Annotated in this window: 14 protein-coding genes, 1 tRNA gene and 2 pseudogenes; 6 read left to right on the top strand and 11 right to left on the bottom strand. The window is 54.2% G+C overall.

Going from position 1 to position 19617, the window contains the following annotated elements; all coding sequences use genetic code 11:
- Positions 1-15: 15 nt before the first annotated feature.
- Positions 16-3189, bottom strand: coding sequence for an efflux RND transporter permease subunit (locus HB779_RS15555; RefSeq protein ID WP_188343211.1), 3174 nt, complete (start codon positions 3187-3189; stop codon positions 16-18).
- On the bottom strand, positions 3186-4292 hold the full coding sequence (locus HB779_RS15550; RefSeq protein ID WP_188345954.1) for an efflux RND transporter periplasmic adaptor subunit: 1107 nt from the start codon (positions 4290-4292) through the stop codon (positions 3186-3188). The genes HB779_RS15555 and HB779_RS15550 overlap by 4 nt, the downstream gene beginning before the upstream one ends.
- Positions 4293-5016: 724 nt before the next feature.
- Between HB779_RS15550 and tig the strand changes: the two genes are divergently transcribed.
- Complete coding sequence (gene tig, locus HB779_RS15545; RefSeq protein ID WP_188343210.1) at positions 5017-6441, top strand: trigger factor; 1425 nt, start codon at positions 5017-5019, stop codon at positions 6439-6441.
- Positions 6442-6555: 114 nt separating this feature from the next.
- Positions 6556-7200 (top strand): HD domain-containing protein, encoded by a 645-nt coding sequence (locus tag HB779_RS15540; RefSeq protein WP_188343209.1) that lies wholly within the window; start codon positions 6556-6558, stop codon positions 7198-7200.
- Positions 7201-7553: 353 nt separating this feature from the next.
- Here the strand turns inward: HB779_RS15540 and HB779_RS15535 are convergent, their stop codons facing one another.
- The 8 genes and pseudogenes from HB779_RS15535 to HB779_RS15505 form a co-directional block, all read right to left on the bottom strand.
- The gene (locus HB779_RS15535) at positions 7554-8285 is read right to left on the bottom strand and encodes a 3-keto-5-aminohexanoate cleavage protein (protein ID WP_188343208.1); all 732 of its coding nucleotides are present in this window, start codon (positions 8283-8285) and stop codon (positions 7554-7556) included.
- A gap of 85 nt (positions 8286-8370) precedes the next feature.
- Positions 8371-9204, bottom strand: a complete 834-nt coding sequence (locus HB779_RS15530; RefSeq protein ID WP_188343207.1) for an AraC family transcriptional regulator — start codon at positions 9202-9204, stop codon at positions 8371-8373.
- Positions 9205-9297: 93 nt separating this feature from the next.
- Positions 9298-9981: pseudogene (gene radC / locus HB779_RS15525) on the bottom strand (DNA repair protein RadC); the annotation flags it as partial.
- Between the two features lie 133 nt (positions 9982-10114).
- On the bottom strand, positions 10115-10945 hold the full coding sequence (gene map / locus HB779_RS15520) for a type I methionyl aminopeptidase (RefSeq protein WP_188343206.1): 831 nt from the start codon (positions 10943-10945) through the stop codon (positions 10115-10117).
- Positions 10946-10963: 18 nt separating this feature from the next.
- The gene (gene sfsA / locus HB779_RS15515) at positions 10964-11665 is read right to left on the bottom strand and encodes a DNA/RNA nuclease SfsA (protein WP_188343205.1); all 702 of its coding nucleotides are present in this window, start codon (positions 11663-11665) and stop codon (positions 10964-10966) included.
- Positions 11666-11707: 42 nt separating this feature from the next.
- Positions 11708-11830 carry a hypothetical protein gene (locus tag HB779_RS25615; protein WP_256440604.1) on the bottom strand — a complete coding sequence of 41 codons (123 nt, stop codon included), beginning with the start codon at positions 11828-11830 and terminating at the stop codon, positions 11708-11710.
- 563 nt (positions 11831-12393) lie between these two features.
- Positions 12394-12468 (bottom strand) — tRNA-Glu (locus HB779_RS15510).
- Positions 12469-12611: 143 nt separating this feature from the next.
- On the bottom strand, positions 12612-13817 hold the full coding sequence (locus HB779_RS15505) for a D-Ala-D-Ala carboxypeptidase family metallohydrolase (RefSeq protein ID WP_244642382.1): 1206 nt from the start codon (positions 13815-13817) through the stop codon (positions 12612-12614).
- Between HB779_RS15505 and HB779_RS15500 the strand changes: the two genes are divergently transcribed.
- Positions 13816-14013, top strand: coding sequence for a hypothetical protein (locus HB779_RS15500; protein WP_188343204.1), 198 nt, complete (start codon positions 13816-13818; stop codon positions 14011-14013). The genes HB779_RS15505 and HB779_RS15500 overlap by 2 nt on opposite strands.
- Before the next feature lie 125 nt (positions 14014-14138).
- Here the strand turns inward: HB779_RS15500 and phaC are convergent, their stop codons facing one another.
- Complete coding sequence (gene phaC, locus HB779_RS15495) at positions 14139-15959, bottom strand: class I poly(R)-hydroxyalkanoic acid synthase (protein WP_188343203.1); 1821 nt, start codon at positions 15957-15959, stop codon at positions 14139-14141.
- A gap of 238 nt (positions 15960-16197) precedes the next feature.
- Between phaC and HB779_RS15490 the strand changes: the two genes are divergently transcribed.
- The 3 genes and pseudogenes from HB779_RS15490 to HB779_RS15480 all read left to right on the top strand — a co-directional run bounded on the left by HB779_RS15490 (position 16198) and on the right by HB779_RS15480 (position 19338).
- Positions 16198-16542 carry a hypothetical protein gene (locus HB779_RS15490; protein ID WP_188343202.1) on the top strand — a complete coding sequence of 115 codons (345 nt, stop codon included), beginning with the start codon at positions 16198-16200 and terminating at the stop codon, positions 16540-16542.
- Positions 16543-16728: 186 nt separating this feature from the next.
- The gene (locus tag HB779_RS15485) at positions 16729-17946 is read left to right on the top strand and encodes an LL-diaminopimelate aminotransferase (protein ID WP_188343201.1); all 1218 of its coding nucleotides are present in this window, start codon (positions 16729-16731) and stop codon (positions 17944-17946) included.
- Between the two features lie 74 nt (positions 17947-18020).
- Positions 18021-19338, top strand: a pseudogene (locus tag HB779_RS15480) (homoserine dehydrogenase).
- Positions 19339-19617 lie beyond the last annotated feature (279 nt).

Here is a 19617-nt window from a genome sequence, read left to right as displayed (position 1 = left end):
GGCCGCATACTTGTTTTAGTGAGCGGGGGCTTCTTGCGCAGGCGTTGCTGCCGGTGCCTTCTTGCGTCCGATGGAGCGGAGCGCAACGTAGAACACCGGTGTCAGGAACAGACCGAAGAAGGTGACGCCCAGCATGCCGGAGAATACGGCCGTACCCAATGACTGACGCATTTCAGCGCCGGGGCCTTGAGCAATCATCAGCGGTACGACACCGAAGATGAAGGCAAAGGCAGTCATCAGAATTGGACGCAGGCGCAGACGGCTGGCTTCGATAGCAGCTTCAACGGGCGTGGCCCCTTCGTCCTGATGCTGACGGGCGAATTCCACGATCAGGATCGCGTTCTTCGCCGCCAGACCAATCAGAACGACGAGACCGATCTGGGTCAGGATGTTGTTGTCCATCCCTCTCAAATACACGCCGATCAATGCGGCAAGGATTGCCAACGGCACGATCAGGATGATGGCCAGCGGCAATACCCAGCTTTCATATTGTGCAGAGAGCGCAAGGAAAACGAATACCACGGAAAGCCCGAAAATCAGGATTGCCGTATTGCCGGTCTGCTTTTCCTGCAATGCCAGTTCCGTCCACTGGAATGTGGTGCCGGCAGGCAAGGTCTTGGCTGCCAGCGCCTCCATCTTGTCGAGAGCCGTACCGGTGGAAACGCCGGGTGCAGCATTGCCCTGCAGTGGCACCGACACGTACATGTTGTATCGTTGCACGAGCGAAGGCCCGTTCGTATCCTTGATATTAATAAGCGTGCCCAGCGGCACGAGTGCACCGGTTGCAGAACGCACCTTCAAGGCAAGGATGTCGGTTCGATCCAGCCGGTATTGCTGGTCGGCCTGTGCCCGTACCTGATAGACGCGCCCGAACGCATTGAAGTCATTGACATAAGACGTGCCAAGGTTGGTCGAAAGCGCTTCAAAGATGTTTGGGATGGGCACATTCAGCGCCTGTGCCTTGTCGCGGTCCACCTCAAGGAAGTACTGCGGACTATTGGCGGAGAAGGTGGTGTAGACGCCCGTCAGACCTTGGGTCTGATTGGCGGCACCCATCATCTGATAGGCCAGTCCCAGAACACGGCGCATATCGGAACTGTCGCGATCAAGGATCTGCATCTTGAAGCCGCCGGCATTGCCGACGCCACGGATTGGCGGGGGTGGTACGGCGATAATGAAAGCTTCCTGGATGCTCTGTAGACTTCCATAGATCTGGCCGATAATCGAATTTGCTGTTTGGCCATTCTTGATCCGTTCATCAAACGGCTGGAAAGGCGCAAAGACGACACCGGAGTTTGACGCATTGGTGAATGTTGCGCCGTTGAAGCCGGCAAAAGCCACCGCGTTTCTGACACCCGGAATGCCCCGGATGATCTTCGATGCCTTTTCAATCACAGCATCCGTACGGGCCAATGATGCTCCGTCAGGTAGCTGTACCACAACGATCGCATAGCCCTGATCCATTGGCGGAACGAAGCCGCGCGGAACCGTGTTCAGCATGAGCCATGTTGCCCCGAGCAAGGCGACAAAAACCAGCAAGGAGGCCCCAAGGCCAACCCACGAGCTGACCAGACGCCGGACGATCCACGAATAGCCGTTCGCCATCTTGTCAAAGCCCGTGTTGAAGCCATTGGCCAAAGTTCGGCCAAAACGGGCTGCCGAGTTGTTAGAAACCGCATGACCGTGTGGACGCAGGACAATCGCTGCCAGGGCAGGCGAGAGTGTCAACGAATTCAAAGCCGAAATGGCGGTTGCGGCTGAAATGGTCACGGCAAACTGCAGATAGAATTGACCGGAAATACCCGGAATGAAGGCAGTTGGCGCGAACACCGCAATCAGCACCAGAGAAATGGCGATAACCGCAGTTCCCACTTCATCCATTGTCACATGCGATGCTTCTTTCGGGCTCATACCCGCTGCGAGATTTCGCTCCACGTTCTCGACCACGACGATGGCATCGTCGACCACAATACCGATGGCAAGAACCAGACCGAACAGCGTCAACATGTTCAACGAGAAGCCGAACGCTGACAACACGGCAAAGGTGCCGATGAGCGAGACCGGGATGGCGACAATCGGGATGATTGATGTGCGCCACGACTGGAGGAAGACGAGCACAACCAATGCCACCAGAATGACGGCTTCGAAGATCGTCTTGTAAACATCGGAAATCGATTCCGCGATAAATTCCGTCGGATCATAAACGATGTCGTATTTCAGACCCGGAGGGAAATCCTTGGCAAGATCATTCATCGTCGACCGGATCGTTTCGGCTGCCGCCAGCGCATTGGTGCCGGGACGGCTGAAAATACCAAGAGCAACTGCCGGACTTCCGTCAAGATAGCTGTTGGTCACGTAATCCTTTGCGCCAAGCTCGATGCGGGCCACATCCTGCAATTGCACGAGACGGCCATCTCCGCTGGTCTTGACGATAACGTAGCGAAATTCTCTCGCGTTGCTGAAACGGCCTTGCATTGTCACGGTGTACTGGAAGGCGCTGGTGCCGGGGGTAGGCGGACCGCCGATGTTGCCGCCGTTCACCTGCACGTTCTGATCGCGCAACGCCTGCACGACGTCCGCCGAGGTCATGCTGTAGGAAGCGAGCTTCTGCGGATCAAGCCAAATGCGCATGGAATACTGACGTTCACCGAAAATGGTGATGTCACCAACGCCGTCCAACCGCAAAAGAACATCGCGGATGCGGGTATTGGCATAGTTCGAAGCGTAGAGCTGGTCGTAGCGGTTGTCAGGCGACAGGATATGCACGACCATCATCAGGTCGGGCGAACTCTTTGTCGTCGTGATGCCGTTACGCTGCACGTCCTGGGGCAATTGCGGTACGGCGATCGCCACGCGGTTCTGTACAAGAACCTGCGCCTTATCGAGATCCGTGCCCAGCTTGAAGGTAACTGTCAGTGACATCGAGCCATCTGCGGTCGAATAGGAGGACATATAAAGCATGTCCTCAACGCCATTGATCTGTTGCTCAATCGGCGTCGCCACCGTGTTGGCAATCGTTTCAGCATCGGCGCCGGGATAGGCTGTGCGCACCACAATGGTTGGCGGTGCGATTTCCGGATATTGAGCCACGGGGAGCTGCGTATAGGCGATGCCGCCTACAATCAGCAGGACTATCGACAGAACCGATGCAAAGATCGGTCTGTCGATAAAGAAATGCGCAAACCTCATTGACCTGCCTCCGTCGCCTTTGCTTCCTGTGGAAGCTCAACGAGTTCGGGTTTGACCTTGATGCCAGGGCGAATGCGCATCAATCCGTTGATGACGACGGACTCGTCGCCGGTCAAACCGCTGCGGATGACACGGTAGCCGTAATTTTTCGGTCCGAGGCGGACGGGCTTGGTCGTGACTGATCCATCGGCATTCACAACATAGACGATGCGTTCATTCTGATCGGAGCCGACGGCTTCATCAGGGACAAGAACACCTTTATATGTATTGGATGCGGCGATTTCGACGCGGCCAAACAGGCCGGGCTGCAGAATGAATTTGGGATTGTCGAAGCGTGCGCGCACCCGCATTGTGCCGGTTGCGTCGTCAAGCCGGTTCTCAGCGAAGTCGAGCTTGCCCTTGAATGGCGGCTGGTTTGAGTCGGTCAGCGTTACCGTTACTTCCAGACCACCACCGCCTTCCTGCAGATCCTTACCGTTTTCACGTGCTGTTTTCGCATAGGACAACAGGTTGCGCTCATCCACATCGAAGTAAAAATCGATGGGATCAAGCGAAACGATGGACGTGAGAATTGTGTCGTTCGCGTTGACGAGGTTGCCGACCGAAATCAGGCGGCGATCAATGCGGCCGTCCTGCGGTGCGGTGATTTGCGTGTATGTCAGATTGAGCTGGGCTGCATCCACAGCCGCCTGCGCACCCGCTACGCTGGCCTGACCAGCCAGGAATGCACGCCTCTGATCATCCAGCGTTGAAACAGACAACGTGCCGCTGCCGGTGAGGGATTGTGTCCGCTTGAACTGCGCTTCGGCATAGGTGAGTGTCGTATTTGCAACCTCAAGGTTGGATTTGGCTTGCGCCAGTGCCGTAATGTAGGGCCGCTGATCGATGGTGAAGAGCGGATCGCCCTTCTTCACCAGCGTACCATCCTTGAAGTGAACCGTATCAAGATAGCCGTCGATACGCGACCGCACCGAGACCTGATCAACGGCCTGGAATCGTCCGATGAATTCATCGCTGTCGATGACATCCCGCACAACGGGTTTTGCCACTGTTACGGTGGGGGGAGGCGGCGCTTCCTGGGCAAGCGCTGACGATGCAGTCATCAGCGCGATCGCAAGACCAAGCTTGAATGGGGAGAAAGAATTTCGTGACAAGAGCAGGCCTCCATAACGATAAGACTTCCGCGCATATTGAGACGCGTTTGCATCTCTGTCCGCATCAGCAGTTTGTCACGCAGGCGTCGCATCGGATTATCGACTGACTGAAACAGCTGGACGCTGGTGCCGCGGACAAACAAGTCAATTTCTAACAGTTTGGGTCGGGATATTTCCTTAGTACCGCAGGGATCAGCGCGAGAGGCAATTCCGGCTTTGAAAGGTACGAGTCCTAGATAGCTGTCGATAGTCCCCACAAAGGTGAGATTTGCACAGTTGCAGATTGTTGTCACTCAGCAAATATTTCACTTCTAATTGTTTCATAGCAACCTTGAAATGCTATCTGGTTGTAACAAGCTATAGCGCGCGCTGCATTTTCGCTCTAACCGGCCGGGCTCTGCCATTGATTTTTGTACGCAGTGCAAGTAAATGAAGCCACCAATCGGTAAGGGTGCAATTTCTTCCGCGGCTCCGTGACACGTTCTATTGTATGAATTGTGACACAAATAAAGAGCAGAACGAGAAATAAAGCAATAAAATCAACGTGGATGGCTTGGGCCTTGCTCATTCCATCTGCACCAGAAGCCACACGATGGCAGACAGTTTTTCTCCCGCAATTTGGCTGATCAGCCGGCGACGGCGGGACAAATGTTAAAAAAGTGAAGGTTTGGACATGCAGGTTACTGAAACGCTCAATGAAGGGCTGAAGCGCGAGATCAAGGTCGTTGTACCGGCCAAGGATCTGGAAGCAAAGCTTTCCGAACGCCTCCAAGGTGCCAGCGCCAAGGCGCGCATCAATGGCTTCCGCCCCGGCAAAGTGCCGCTCAATCACTTGCGCAAGATGTACGGCAAGTCCTTTATGGCTGAAGTCGTCAATGAGATCCTCAGCGATTCCTCACGCACGATCCTTGCCGACCGCAACGAAAAGTCCGCCACTCAGCCGGAAGTCGCTATGACGGAAGACGAGAAGGAAGCAGACAAGGTTCTCAACGGTGAAGCCGATTTTGAATTCACGCTGAACTACGAAGTCCTGCCAGCGATCGAACTCAAGGATGCTTCCAAGATTAGCGTCACACGCGAAGTTGTTGATGTGACCGATGCGGAAGTTGAAGAGCAGGTCAAGCGCGTTGCCAGCTCTGCCCAGACTTTTGAGACAAAGAAGGGCAAGGCCGAAACTGGCGACCGCGTTACCATGGATTACCTCGGCAAGATCGACGGTGAGCCATTTGAGGGCGGCGCTGACACGGATGCGACCCTGATCCTCGGCTCCGGCCAGTTCATTCCAGGTTTTGAAGATCAGCTCGTCGGCGCCAAGGCTGGTGACGAAAAACAGATCAAGGTTACGTTCCCGGCTGAATACGGCGCGGCGCACCTTGCAGGCAAGGATGCCACCTTCGACATCACCGTCAAGGAAATTGGCAAGCCGGGCGAACTTGAAATCAACGATGAGACTGCCAAGAAGCTCGGCATTGAAAGCGCCGATCGTCTGCGTCAGGTCATTCGTGAACAGATCGAAAGCCAGTACGGCTCGTTCACACGCCAGAAGGTCAAGCGTCAGATTCTTGATGCGCTGGACGGCGAGTACCAGTTCGAATCGCCAGAACGTCTGATCAATGCCGAGTTCAACAACATCTGGGCCCAGATCGGTCAGGATTTGCAGCAGGCTGGCAAGACTTTCGAAGACGAAGACACAACGGAAGAAGCAGCGCGCGAAGAATATCGCAAGCTGGCTGAACGCCGCGTCCGTCTCGGTCTCGTTCTCTCCGAAATCGGCAACAAGGCTGGTATCGAAGTGACCGAAGAAGAACTGCAGCGCGCTGTTTACGATCAGGTTCGTCAGTATCCTGGTCAGGAACAGCAGATTTATGAATTCTTCCGCAAGACTCCGGAAGCAATCAACAATCTGCGCGCTCCAATCTTTGAAGAAAAGGTTGTCGACCACCTTCTCTCGTCCATCAATGTCACCGACAAGAAGGTGACCAAGGAAGAGCTGATGGCTGAAGACGAGTCGGATGAAAAGTCCGGCGAAGCCAAGAAGCCTGCAAAGAAGGCAGCGCCGAAAAAGGCAGCCAAGAAGAAGACTGAAGACGAAGCATAAGTTTTCGCACTGTTCAAAGAAAAGGCCGCTTCATGCGGCCTTTTTTGTTGTCCGCGCGCCCCAGAGTTCATGCATAATGCGCTGGTCTCGATTGATTCCTGCGGATAGTGCGCCATGACCCTTGCTGCATTCGCGCCATATGAGGCGCTTGCTGAAAAACTTGTCCCTCACGCCACGGATGGCTCAAGCGACGGTTCGCATGATCTCTCGCATCTTCTGCGTGTCTGGAAAAACGTGGTGGCAATCCATGCTGAGGAGGGCGGGAACATGCAAGTGCTGGCTGCCGCTACTGTTCTGCATGACTGTGTTGCGGTTGAAAAGAACGCGCCGCTGCGCGCGCAGGCTTCGCGCCTTGCCGCTGAGAAAGCTGCACAGCTGCTTGCTGGTCTTGGCTGGGTACAGTCACAAATCAGTGCGGTTAGTCACGCCATTGAGGCTCACAGTTTTTCTGCAGGAATAGTGCCTACAACATTGGAAGCGAAAATCCTGCAGGACGCGGACAGATTGGATGCGATTGGAATGGTGGGTGCCGCGCGATGCTTCTACATTGCCGGCCGGATGGGCAGCGGGCTTTACGATCCCTCTGACCCGCGTGCGACGGCACGTGCTTTCGACGACAAACGCTTTGCCATCGATCATTTCCAAACCAAATTATTTAAACTGGCTGCTGGTTTCAACACCAGGACAGGTGCTCGGATTGCGCAAATACGGCAGGAGCGGCTTCACCGTTTTCTCAACGAATTTCTTGATGAAATCTAGAGCAAATTTTGTTTATTCGAAGCCAGTTCTGTTTCTCGGATGGCGAGACAATCCACGCGGAAGGTAGCGAGGCCGATGTTTACCCATCGGACGAAGCTGCCTGACAAAGCGGGTGTCCGCCAGCCGGAAACCCAGCCGTTGGTTTGCTGTGCACACCAACACGCTTTCATATCTGCCGGTCGAATTATGCGCATTTCGGTAGAAATGCGGTTCGACCGGTGGGCCGGGTGAATTTGGTCCAATTCCTGCGGGCTTTGACTTCGCCCGATGGGTAAACATCGGGCTCGTCAAACCCCTTGCTCTTGCCCACAAATTCCCTCCGGCAGAACGGCTCCGAATAAGCAAAACTTGCTCTAGGCGCTGCTTGTGATTTGTTGATGCAAGGCGACCGCAGCTGCCAGCAACTCGGCATTGTCTTTTGCCATTGCACCTGTGGGTAGAAGATTGCCGTCCTCAAGCCCGATGCGGCTGTCAAAACCCTTGGCTATCGCATGTTCATAGATGGGCCAGACGCTCGCTTCGTCACCATGCATGAGGATCGGAAGTTTGACATTGGCGCGCTTCAGGACTGTATGAATATCGTTCGCTGCAGCCAATCCTTCATCGGCATCCTGTTCATTGATTTCAATGAGAACGCGCAGGCATTTCGTGGCATCGGGCAGGGTAATGAATCGTTCAGCATCGCGAACAGACCAGAGCCCGGCTTCAATGCCCATGCCTTTGCTGAGCGCCAGCTCGATCAAATCATCCGCATCATCCTCGATCAGATTGATTGAGACATAGTCCGGCAAGACGGTCCATTGGCGAATTGGTTCTTGCCGGGCAACGCCGCCGGGATGAATACGCCAATGGGTGGACAGGCCGATTGGAATGCCAGGAACGCTCATCCGGATGGCCCGCAACGTTTGTGCGACTTCATCAGGGTCAAGCGTTTCCAATCCGTCCGGTCCGCGTGGATGGATATGCAGTTCGTCGGCGCCGGCGGCGACGGACAGTTCTGCATCTTTGGCGAGTTCTGAAGCTGTAAAAGGCACGGTGTCGTGAAAATCCCGTGTGCGTCCGCCATTCAGACAGGCCTGTAACATCGTTTCCTCCACTTTCGGTACCTTCGCAGTCACATTATAGCGGAACGGCTCCTGACATCGCTCTGTCAGGAGCCGACACTCAACGTCAGTTCTGGATCGGGATCCAGATTTCCATACCGCCATTGCCTGTGCGCGGATCAAATTCCGGTCCATAGCGTTCGAAATTCGGCGCATCCACCAATACATGGCCGGATTCTGGCAACCATTTGCCCCATATGGTCATGATGGTGCTGCGTATGGTCGAGATGTGTTTCCGGTGGGAGAACACCAGATAAGTCTGGGCAGGGATACGTATACGGGCGAATTCGTCGGGAATATCCGAGAAATCCTTCACCTCGGCTCCGGCAATATAGTCAAAATTGTTTGCATCATCGCCGTTGCAGCAAACGCCATAGGCAACATTGCCTACCTGACCGGAGATTTGGCCGAAATAGGGATTAAACCGCTGCCATTGCGCCGGGATAGCGGCGCTGGTCTCGCAGGTATAACGTTCGCCGATACCGGCGATCAGCATCGGCTTGCCGTTCTCAACGCGTGGTTCTTCTAAGTCTGTAATGAATGCCTCATCCATTTTGATTGCCTCCACAAGCGGGATGTTTTCGGTGTGGCGCTGTGCACGGACCTGTTCAGGTGTAAGACCGAACTGATCGCGGAACGCCCGCGTGAATGCTTCATGGGAGTTGTAACCGGCATTGAGAGCGACGCTAAGGATGTCTGGAGCGCCGTTGCTGAGTAATCTTGCGGCTTCCGTCAGCCTGCGGCCACGAATATGGCTGCTGACCGAACGACCCGCAAATATGCCAAATACACGCGACAGGTAAAAACGCGAAAGACCCGCGACACCGGCGATATCATCAAGCGTAATTTCTTCCGCGAAATGCCCCTCGACATACCAAATCGCCTTCTCAACCGGATTCATGTGAACTCTCCATGTATGCACGGCATTTCACTACAGGGCTTGAAACCGGTGCATTTGATCGTATTTGCGGTCCTAGTGTGATTTTGCCTGTCTTTAAAAAAGTTTCATGCCTTTCAGGCTCGCATGACCGTTCTTGCCAATGATGATATGATCGTGCACGACGATGCCCATCTGTCCGCCAATATTGGCGATTGTCTTGGTCATTTCGATATCGGCTCTGGATGGTGTTGGATCTCCGGACGGATGATTGTGCGCGAGGATGATGGCGCTTGCCGAAAGCTGAAGCGCACGCGCAATGACTTCCCGTGGATAGACCGGAGTGTGATCGACAGTGCCGACTTGCTGCACTTCATCCGCAATGAGGGCATTTTTCTTGTCGAGGAAAAGGATCCGGAATTGCTCGCGCGATTCGTGAGCCATGGCAGCCGTGCAATAGTCGATCAACTTGCCCCATGAACCCAGCACCGTGCGTTCGTGCATATCGCTGCGGATTACCCTATGGGCGAGAGCGGACGCGAATTTGAGATCGAACGCTACGGTTGGACCGCAGCCTTTTATTTCCTGCAGTAAATGTTCCGGTGCACCCAAAACCTCAGCCAAGGTTCCAAAACGCGCCAGCAGCGCCTTTGCAAGAGATTTGGTATCGCCTTGGCGGATGGAACGGTAAAGCAGCATTTCCAGCATCTCATAGTCTGCCAAGCCTTGATGACCGACTTTCTGGAAGCGCTCCTTCATGCGTTCGCGGTGACCGATATAGTGAGGACCTTCCACCGGAGGGTCAATTTTGCTGGCCGGGCTGGATGCACCGGCCTTTTTTCAACACCAGGTTGTTTTTGGAGGGGTGGTGGAGAAGGTTCAGTGAGGAAGAGGGTCTTTTGTGGCTCGTCTTCGCTCATTGGGGCCTATGTTCCTAATCGAGTTTCAATCCCGGAGCGAAGAGCCCGGCGGGAGAGAGTGTAAACACCTCACACCCGTCTGCCGTGACACCCACCGTATGTTCGTATTGCGCTGTCAATGAACGATCCCGTGTGACAGCCGTCCAACCATCCGCCAGCACTTTCACATGCGGACGGCCAAGATTGATCATTGGCTCGATGGTAAAGATCATGCCTTCGCGCAGTTCTACACCTTCGTTCGGCGTGCCATAATGCAGAATATTGGGCGCATCATGGAAAAGATGGCCAACACCATGGCCGCAGAAATCGCGAACCACCGAGCAGCGCTCCGCTTCGGCATAGTTCTGGATGGCTGCGCCGATAGCACCGGTGCGTGCACCAGGGCGAACCGCAGCGATGCCGCGCATCAGGCTTTCATGTGTTACTTCCATGAGCCGTTCTGCAGCGCGCTTGATTTCGCCAACCGGATACATGCGGCTTGAGTCACCATGCCAGCCATCAAGAATGTAGGTGACGTCGATATTGACGATGTCGCCTTCACGCAATGGCTTGTCATCCGGGATGCCATGGCAAACAACGTGATTGATCGACGTGCAGGACGACTTCGTATATCCGCGATAGTTCAGCGTTGCGGGCAGGGCGCCGTGATCGGCGCCAAATTCGAAAACAAAGCGGTCGATGGTATTCGTGGTCACACCCGGCGCAACCAGGCCTGCCAGTTCATCAAGGCAGCGCGCTGTAAGCCGGCAGGCCTTGCGGATGGCGGTAAAGCCTTCCGGGCCATGCAGCCGAATTTGCCCGGTGTTTTTTAGGGGCGCGCTCTGTGCATCAAGATAGGTAACCATAGTGCCTTCCGCTTGGCGTCAATCAATAATTGGTATCGTGCTCGTTGCGACAATACCGGTCGATGTGATGTGGCATCTTATTGCATAAGCTTCAACCCCACGCCGCATTGCCCGTTCAAAAGCTCGTGCGTAGACCGGATCAAGATCACCGCAGATTTTCAACCGATCGCAATCGCGGCGCTGGATCACATAGAGCATGACACCACGGAAACCATTTTCGACCATGTTGCCGAGTTCGTCCAGATGTTTTGCGCCGCGGGCTGTGGGAGAATCCGGAAATTCGGCGAGACCGGCAGTTCGCGAGAAGTGAACATTCTTCACTTCCACATAGGTGGAAGGCTTTTGCGGGTCATGGAGGAGAATGTCGATACGTGAATTCAGGCCGTATTTCTGCTCGCGCTTCAATTCGGCATAATCGGCCAAGGACGGTATCAGGCCTGCGAGAATGGCTTCTTCGGCAATGCGGTTGGGTAAGCCCGTATTGATGCCGACAAGCGTGCCTTGAGCCTCAACGATCTGCAGCGTATGGGCATATTTGCGCTTTGTATCGTCTGACCGGGAAAGCCAGACGGGAATGCCTGAATCGGTCAATCCCAGCATGGAACCGGTGTTCGGCACGGAACTTGTGATCGGGCGACCATCATCAAGAATGATATCGGCAAGAAATCGCTTATAGCGCTGGATAAGCTTGCCGGTAACCAAGGGTGCGGAAAAGATCATATTCGAGGAATATCCGAGACGACAGGCTCGAACAATCGCTATTTATGAGAGATTCTGGATCGCCTTGAGCATTTCGGCGAATGACATATCCGCCATGAGAACGACCGCTGTGGCAACCAAGCCTGCCAGCATAAATGTTAAAGTGGTCTTTGCTTGTGTGCTCATGATCATGTTTTCCTGCATATGATCATTAGGACAGGCAAACGTGCTGAGATTGTGTTGGCCTTAAGCTTATTCGCGGGCCGGTTGAAAAAGAACGAAAAAAAACCTGCCTTAAGAAAGGCAGGCAAATTTGCTCTGGGGTGGGAGAATTCGGGTTCGTTTGGAGGTTAAACCGAACCCTACTGCTAAGATCGGAATCTCAGCAGTGATTGATGATAGGTCAGGTCAGGATTACAATCTCATAACTTTCTTTAACAGCCTGTGACAAAGCTTGAAGGCTGTGGATTGACCGCATATGATTTCCCGGCAAATCTCATGCAAACTCCGCATATTTGCATGATGCAACCGGGACGGGCGATGTGATTGTTGAATATCCCGACTTTAAAAAGCCGGTATGAGCGGGGAAAACTCTGGCAGGACGCCCACAGCGAGCGCGTCATACTGCTGTTGCAGGATCAACCTCACAATAGCCTAAATGGCTTATTACGTGCTGCGTGCTTATCAAAAAGCCGCATCTGCGTTGTAAGCAGTTGGCAATAAGATCTTGATTATTTGAGAAGAAAACCTGGTACGCCCAAGGGGAATCGAACCCCTGTTTGCGCCGTGAAAGGGCGCCGTCCTAACCGCTAGACGATGGGCGCCTGCAGGTAAGCGGCTTATAATGAAACAGTTTTTCTGCCGCAACCCCATAATGCATTCTTTTTTGGGAAAAAGTGAAAATTGTTCGTCTGCATCTGGGGGTAACTCAGTAAACAATGACAAGGCAGCGCCGAATTTGTTGGTTTTAGATTCTTCGACGGCCACCACAGCGCCAATTCCAGTCGCGCGTCGGGCCAATATCGACATGCACTGATTCGGTGCTGCAATATGTTCCCACACCGCCGCGCCCCGGCATGGAGCGAGCGAAGTTTGCCAATTCCCACTTGGAAATACCTGGAACCTGAATGTCAGCTGCCGCACAGGACATATGCAAGGAAGCCTTCGCGCCATTCACCAGACGATTATAAGGAGGGCTGCGGTACCCCGATGTTACAATCACCGATTTACCGAACCGCCGTTCGATTGATTTGAGCATTCCCACCAATTGTGGTTTCAAACATGCCACATCAACACTTTCACGCTGAACTCTGAGGCCATTGGGAGCAAGGCGAGCGAGACCGGCAGCAGATGCGAGAATCACCGGTGCGGACGCTGCTTCCACATCATCATCTGCATAAAGGCTGTCGCGTTGCATAATCTGAATGCCGCCATTCGGACGCACGCCCGGAAGAGTCGCGAGATAATTTGTCGCCGACGGCAAACCCGCAACACTCGCCATGTGAACATCCGGATTCACGGCTTTCAACTGAGCAAATGCTTTTGGCTGAATAACCACTTGCTGGCGCTTGGACGAATTGGCGTTGTTGGCAAAGAGCCGCACGAGTTGGCCATTGTCCTGGCCTTGAGGACGAGTAGCCGGTTTCCCCTCTGCGCCGACAGATTGCCCCGATTCACCCGACGCGACCTGCGCTTTGGTTGTCTTACCGGCAACTGGCGTCTCCGCTTGTTGCGGCTGTTCGACGGGTGCGGGTTCTGCAGTCTTTGACCAGCTGCCAAACAAAGATGTTCGCACTGGCGGCTTTACTGCTGCCGTTGGTGCACTTGCGACCTGCTGGTTCTCAGGCTGGGCGGCCGCAGTGCTTGAACCCAAGAGCGGTGTTTTTCCATTGGCAGGTGGGGGCGTCGCCGCTGCTATGGCCGCATTGACGGCAGCTTTGTCCTGCGCTGGCTGAGCGCCTGCTCCGTGGGCGGCTTTCAGCGCGTTGGTTTCCGAGCCTCCGGCAAGTGCCAGCGCTTCTGGCGAAACCTGCGCTGTCCCGGTTGCAGGCATCGCATTGGCTGTAGCAGGGGAAACCTCGCCGGTCGCTGTCGTTGTGCTTTCTGGCGCAACGCTGAGGACTGTAGCGGCAGTGGGTGCGGAACCGGTTGACGTGCAGGATACTGTAGCCATGGCAAACAGCGTAACAACACATATGACTGTGCTTGCCCTGAAGGCCGTTATTGAGGCTGACAGCTTGTTCAACGATTCCCCCGTCTCGTCTTTTCCGGCGTTTGCAAAGGTTCAGTCCAATCCGCTTTGTGTGAGCAGGAAGCTCGCGAAATCTGTTGAAGTGCAAAAAACACCGGCAGAGAGTTATCAAAGTTAATGGTTTTTAAACGTCTCCACAAGCGCAGGGCTATAGGTGGAATAAGGCGAAAAAGTGATTAGTCACTTTCCTGCCATGATCGCCAAAGCAGAATAATGACTGCAACCCCAGCAAAACCGGTGGTTTTAAACTCTGATACGGACATAGGTTCCGGGCGCGTCGGACAGAATTTCCGGGCCGTTTTCTCCAGGCAGGCGTGCGGGAACACGCTCGTTGTCCTGTGATTCGATCCATTTGTGCCAATGATTCCACCAGGAGCCGGGATGCTCGGTTGTATTGGTCAGCCAATCATCAAATGCGCCGGTCGGGGAATTACCGGTCCAATATTGGTACTTGTTCTTGGCTGGCGGGTTCACCACGCCGGCAATATGTCCGGAGCCTGCCAGAACGTAGGTGACGTCACCGCCGAAATATTTGCAGCCGGTGAAAACCGACAAGGCAGGTGCAATGTGATCTTCTTTGGCCGCCAAGTTGTAGATCGGGATTTTGACATCACCGAGCGACAGATTTTCTCCAGCCAGTTTCATCATTCCCCGCACCAGATTGTTATCGAGATAACAGTTGCGCAGATAATAGGAGTGGTTGGCAGCGCTCATGCGTGTGGCATCAGCGTTCCAGTAAAGAAGATCGAAGGGAACCGGATCGCGTCCGCGCATGTAATTGTTGACGACATAGGGCCAGATCAGGTCACCGGAGCGCAGCATGTTGAAGGCGGTCGCCATGCGTGTGCCGTCCAGATAGCCTTCGGCGGACATTGCAGCTTCCAGAGCTTTGATCTGATCTTCATCAACGAAAACCTTGAGATCACCGGCATAGGTGAAATCAACCTGTGTGGTGAAGAGCGTTGCACTCTTGATGCGGTTTTCGCCTTCCTTGGCAAAAAGCGCGAGGGCAGCGCTCAACAAAGTACCACCGACGCAATAACCAATGGCGTTGACGGCTTTTTCACCGGTTGCGCTCTCGATTGTATCAAGCCCAAACCGGAGACCTTCATTGATATAGGCAGTCCAGTCCTTCAAAGCGTGGCGATGATCGGGATTGACCCATGAAATGACGAAGACCGTATGGCCCTGATCAACCGCCCATTTGATGAAGGATTTCTCCGCATTCAGATCAAGAATATAAAACTTGTTGATCCATGGGGGGCAAATCAGCAGAGGGCGTTTCAGTACATCCTTGGTGGATGGCTCATATTGGATGATTTCAGCCACATCACTGCGGGCAATCACCTTGCCGGGGGTGGTTGCAACATTCTCGCCCAGCGTAAACTTGGTCAAATCTGACTGGCGCAGACGCAAATCACCGCCGCCCGCGACAATGTCCTCCGCCAGCATCTTCATGCCTTTGACGAGATTCTGGCCGTTGCTGGCGACAGTTTCCTTGTAAAGTTCCGGATTGGTCAGCAGAAAATTGCTTGGCGAGATCGCTGTTGTTAGTTGTTTGACGTAAAATGCAGCCTTGTGTTTTGTATGGTCATCAAGACCTTCAGCATTGGTAACAAGCTCACCAGCCCAATTGGCGGTAACCAGATAGGCCTGTTTGAGAAAATCAAAGAAGGCATTTTTGCCCCAGTCTTCGTCCGTGAAGCGTTTGTCGCCTTTGTCTGGTTTGACGATATCTTCGACATCCTCGCCGCTCATGCGGCGGATTGAATTGGACCAGATGACCATATAGCTGGAAAAAAGCTTGGTTTGCGCTTCCAGCGCGCGGGCCGGTTCAGACAGCCAGTATTCAGAGACTTTGGACAGGGTTTTAACGACGTCGGTGACGGGATCAGCGATAGTATCGCGTTTCAAACCCTTCTCGCGCGGCTCGACCCAGGCAGAGGCAGCCTTGCCGGCCTGCTCGATCATATGGGCAACGTTGCGTGCAAAGGCCTCCGGATCCTTGATGACATAATTGTCGAGGTTCGGCGTTTTTCCGCTCTTGTCGCCTGGATTGTCCATATATTTCCTTCCTCCCGCCGATCCTCCCGATCGACATTATTGACATGATAACACACGTCAGAGCAATCGACATTCAAATGAAGCATTCAATTGGAAAGGCGTGCCTTTCTTGCTGATTGCATTGGAGCTGGAGAAACAGAATTGAACCTATTTGAATGTGCGTTCCTCTAATGCTATCCCTCTAATGTGCAATTCTTATAACCACGATGAATATTGATTCCGGCAGTCAGGACAAACGATGAATATCTCGGTCAAAACCATTCTCCGCTTTTCGGTTGGCGCCGTTATGATTGCCGGTTTGGGTGCATGTGCAAATATGCCTCCTGAACCAATGTCCAATTCACCACTGACTGGCCCCGTTAATACCGGCACCTATCCTGTGTTCACACCGGATCCAAAAGGTGAAACCGCCCAACTTACGCCAGATCAAAAAACTGCTCTGCAGAAGAAGCTTGTTTCCGCAAAAGGCGGGCAGGGCAATGCCACGGCCAACCCGGCCGCCGTCGCCAAGAAGCAGGCAGAGATGAAGAAGCTGATCCAGCAGCAGCAGGACGATCTGAAGGCCATTGAAGGCCAGCAATAGCAGACCGTAGAAACCGGTCACGAAGACACCGCATTTCGGTGTCTTGCTCAAAAAATCCCAGGCGGGATAACGTGATTGTAATCAAGGATGCGGCCTGCACAAAAGGTCAATGATTGCTCGACCGTTGTATCGTTTGGGTGTATAGCGCACCCGCACATTAAACCCATTTTTACCGGACCCAAGCCTATGGAAGAATTTCATAAAGTTCGCCGCCTGCCACCTTACGTTTTTGAACAGGTCAATCGCCTGAAGGCCAGCGCGCGAGCGGCGGGTGCGGACATTATCGATCTGGGCATGGGTAACCCCGACCTTCCGACGCCTCAGGGCATCGTGGATAAACTGTGCGAGGCCGTTCAGGACCCGCGCACGCATCGTTATTCATCGTCCAAGGGCATTCCCGGTCTTCGCCGAGCTCAGGCCGCTTATTACGAGCGCCGTTTTGGCGTGAAGCTCAATCCTGATACGCAGGTTGTAGCAACGCTTGGCTCGAAGGAAGGCTTCGCCAATATGGCGCAGGCGATCACAGCGCCGGGCGATGTCGTGCTTTGCCCTGATCCAACCTATCCGATCCATGCTTTCGGCTTCATCATGTCCGGCGGCGTGATCCGTTCCATTCCCGCGATGCCGGATGACCAGTTCATCCCGGCGCTTGAACGCGGCATTCGGCATTCAATCCCGAAGCCGCTGGCGTTGATCCTTAACTACCCATCCAATCCGACGGCGCATGTGGCGTCTTTGGATTTCTACAAGGATGTTGTTGCGTTCGCCCGCAAGAATGAAATCATCATTCTGTCGGACCTGGCCTATTCCGAGATCTATTTCGACGATGCGCCGCCTCCGTCCGTCCTGCAGGTACCGGGTGCTATCGATGTTGCGGTGGAATTCACCTCCATGTCGAAGACATTTTCCATGCCCGGTTGGCGTATGGGGTTTGCCGTTGGCAATGAACGGCTGATCTCGGCGCTCACCCGGGTCAAATCCTATCTCGATTACGGCGCGTTCACGCCAATTCAGGTGGCTGCAGCCGCTGCACTCAATGGCGATGGATCTGACATTGCCGAAGTCCGCGCTATCTACAAACATCGCCGCGATGTGCTGGTGGAGAGCTTTGGCCGTGCGGGCTGGGATATTCCGGCACCGGCAGCCACCATGTTTGCCTGGGCACCTATTCCGGAAAAATTCCGCAGCCTTGGTTCGCTGGAATTCTCCAAGCTGCTGATCGAACATGCTGATGTTGCGGTTGCCCCCGGTATTGGTTTTGGCGAACACGGCGATGACTATATCCGTATTGCCCTGGTCGAGAATGAACATCGCATCCGTCAGGCAGCCCGCAATCTCAAGCGGTTTCTTGCAACAGCCGATGAAAAGCTGCACAACGTCATTCCGTTGAACGCGCGCCGCTAACCCGGCCGCCGAAACCGGAATTCGCGGCGCCTGCGGGCGCCGCTTCAGGCTAAAACATTTCAGGGAAATGAACGATGAGTGATGCGCTGCGCGTGGGAATCGCCGGACTGGGCACTGTTGGTGCCTCGGTTCTGAAAATTTTGCGGGACAAGGGCGATATGCTCACCCGTCAGTGCGGCAAGGAAATTATCGTCACCGCTGTTTCAGCCCGTGATGCCAAGCGTGATCGTGGGGTCGATCTTTCAGCGGCCACGTGGTTCGACGATCCCGTAGCCTTGGCAAAATCCAACAATATTGACGTTTTCATCGAATTGATTGGCGGCGACGAAGGCCCGGCACGCGCCGCTGTGGAAGCTGCGCTCAAGTCTGGCCGCCACGTGGTAACTGCCAACAAAGCGCTTTTGGCCAAGCATGGCGTGTCCTTGGCCAAGATTGCCGAGGAGAAGGGCGTATTGCTCAACTTTGAAGCGGCGGTGGCTGGCGGTATCCCTGTTATCAAGGCTCTGCGAGAGTCACTCACCGGCAACACCGTATCGCGTGTCTATGGCATCATGAACGGCACCTGCAACTACATCCTGACGCGGATGTGGGATGAGGGCATTTCATTTGAGGATTGCCTCGCCGATGCCCAGCGTCTTGGTTATGCCGAGGCTGATCCTACATTCGACATCGAAGGCAATGACACGGCCCACAAGCTGGCGATCCTGACCAGTCTTGCCTTCGGCACACAGATTGCCGCTGATGACATCTATCTTGAAGGCATCAGCAATATCTCGCTGGCCGACATCAAAGCGGCTGATGAACTCGGCTACCGCATCAAGCTGCTTGGTGTGGCGTTGATGACCGACAGCGGCATTGAGCAGCGCGTACATCCGACCATGGTTCCGGTCGAGATCCGTCATTGCACAGGTGCACGGTGTGACCAATGCTGTTGCGATTGAAACCGACCTGCTCGGTGAACTGCTGTTGTCGGGTCCCGGCGCTGGTGGTGCAGCGACTGCTTCGGCTGTAATTGGCGATCTCGCCGACATTGCAAAAAGCCGCCCCGGATTTCAGCATGGCCCCGTCTTCGGGACGCCAGCAAAATCTTTGGCGCCGTACAAACGCGCCAAGATGCGCTCGCATGAAGGTGGTTACTTTATCCGGTTGACGGTGCACGATCGCGCCGGCGTGTTTGCTGCGATTGCCAAACGCATGGCTGACAACGACATTTCGCTGGAATCGATCGTTCAACGCCAGAGCGCCGATAATCAACCCGATGCGACCAAGACAGTCATTCTTGTGACGCACGAGACCACTGAAGCAGCCGTCAAGAAAGCTCTTGAGGGTATCGTCAAGGACGGCCACGCGACAGACAAGCCGCAAATGATCCGGATCGAACGCGCTGGCTGACAGGTTCGACACGATTGAAAATGGAGCGCCACCTCAGTTCAATCTGGAGTTATCCGGCTGGACTGCGGTGGTTTCTTTTTAGGCATTCTGCGAAATTATCGGGTTTGTAAAAGACTTGTATTGGTTCGTGAACGGCCGCTAGGCCGTTTAATCGATTAGCTTTTTCGGCGAGGGCGCTTTCCGGCCAATAGGGTCTTGCCGCTGCTTCGCGACTTTGACAAAAGGTTTGCACAGCAATGCTAGGAAGAGCCCTGATGATCCGCAAAAGGGTATCTCCAC

This window comes from Phyllobacterium sp. 628, assembly GCF_014189505.1.
Taxonomy (GTDB): Bacteria; Pseudomonadota; Alphaproteobacteria; order Rhizobiales; family Rhizobiaceae; genus Phyllobacterium.
The sequence above is the reverse complement of the archived record's forward strand: the minus strand, read 5'-3'. Positions and strand labels throughout refer to the sequence as shown.

Coding starts and splice junctions, on each gene's coding strand:
- HB779_RS15555 (WP_188343211.1), bottom strand. CDS start 3,189: ATGAGGTTTGCGCATTTCTTTATCGACAGACCGATCTTTGCATCGGTT.
- HB779_RS15550 (WP_188345954.1), bottom strand. CDS start 4,292: ATGACTGCATCGTCAGCGCTTGCCCAGGAAGCGCCGCCTCCCCCCACC.
- tig (WP_188343210.1), top strand. CDS start 5,017: ATGCAGGTTACTGAAACGCTCAATGAAGGGCTGAAGCGCGAGATCAAG.
- HB779_RS15540 (WP_188343209.1), top strand. CDS start 6,556: ATGACCCTTGCTGCATTCGCGCCATATGAGGCGCTTGCTGAAAAACTT.
- HB779_RS15535 (WP_188343208.1), bottom strand. CDS start 8,285: ATGTTACAGGCCTGTCTGAATGGCGGACGCACACGGGATTTTCACGAC.
- HB779_RS15530 (WP_188343207.1), bottom strand. CDS start 9,204: ATGAATCCGGTTGAGAAGGCGATTTGGTATGTCGAGGGGCATTTCGCG.
- map (WP_188343206.1), bottom strand. CDS start 10,945: ATGGTTACCTATCTTGATGCACAGAGCGCGCCCCTAAAAAACACCGGG.
- sfsA (WP_188343205.1), bottom strand. CDS start 11,665: ATGATCTTTTCCGCACCCTTGGTTACCGGCAAGCTTATCCAGCGCTAT.
- HB779_RS25615 (WP_256440604.1), bottom strand. CDS start 11,830: ATGAGCACACAAGCAAAGACCACTTTAACATTTATGCTGGCAGGCTTG.
- HB779_RS15500 (WP_188343204.1), top strand. CDS start 13,816: ATGGCAAACAGCGTAACAACACATATGACTGTGCTTGCCCTGAAGGCC.
- HB779_RS15505 (WP_244642382.1), bottom strand. CDS start 13,817: ATGGCTACAGTATCCTGCACGTCAACCGGTTCCGCACCCACTGCCGCT.
- phaC (WP_188343203.1), bottom strand. CDS start 15,959: ATGGACAATCCAGGCGACAAGAGCGGAAAAACGCCGAACCTCGACAAT.
- HB779_RS15490 (WP_188343202.1), top strand. CDS start 16,198: ATGAATATCTCGGTCAAAACCATTCTCCGCTTTTCGGTTGGCGCCGTT.
- HB779_RS15485 (WP_188343201.1), top strand. CDS start 16,729: ATGGAAGAATTTCATAAAGTTCGCCGCCTGCCACCTTACGTTTTTGAA.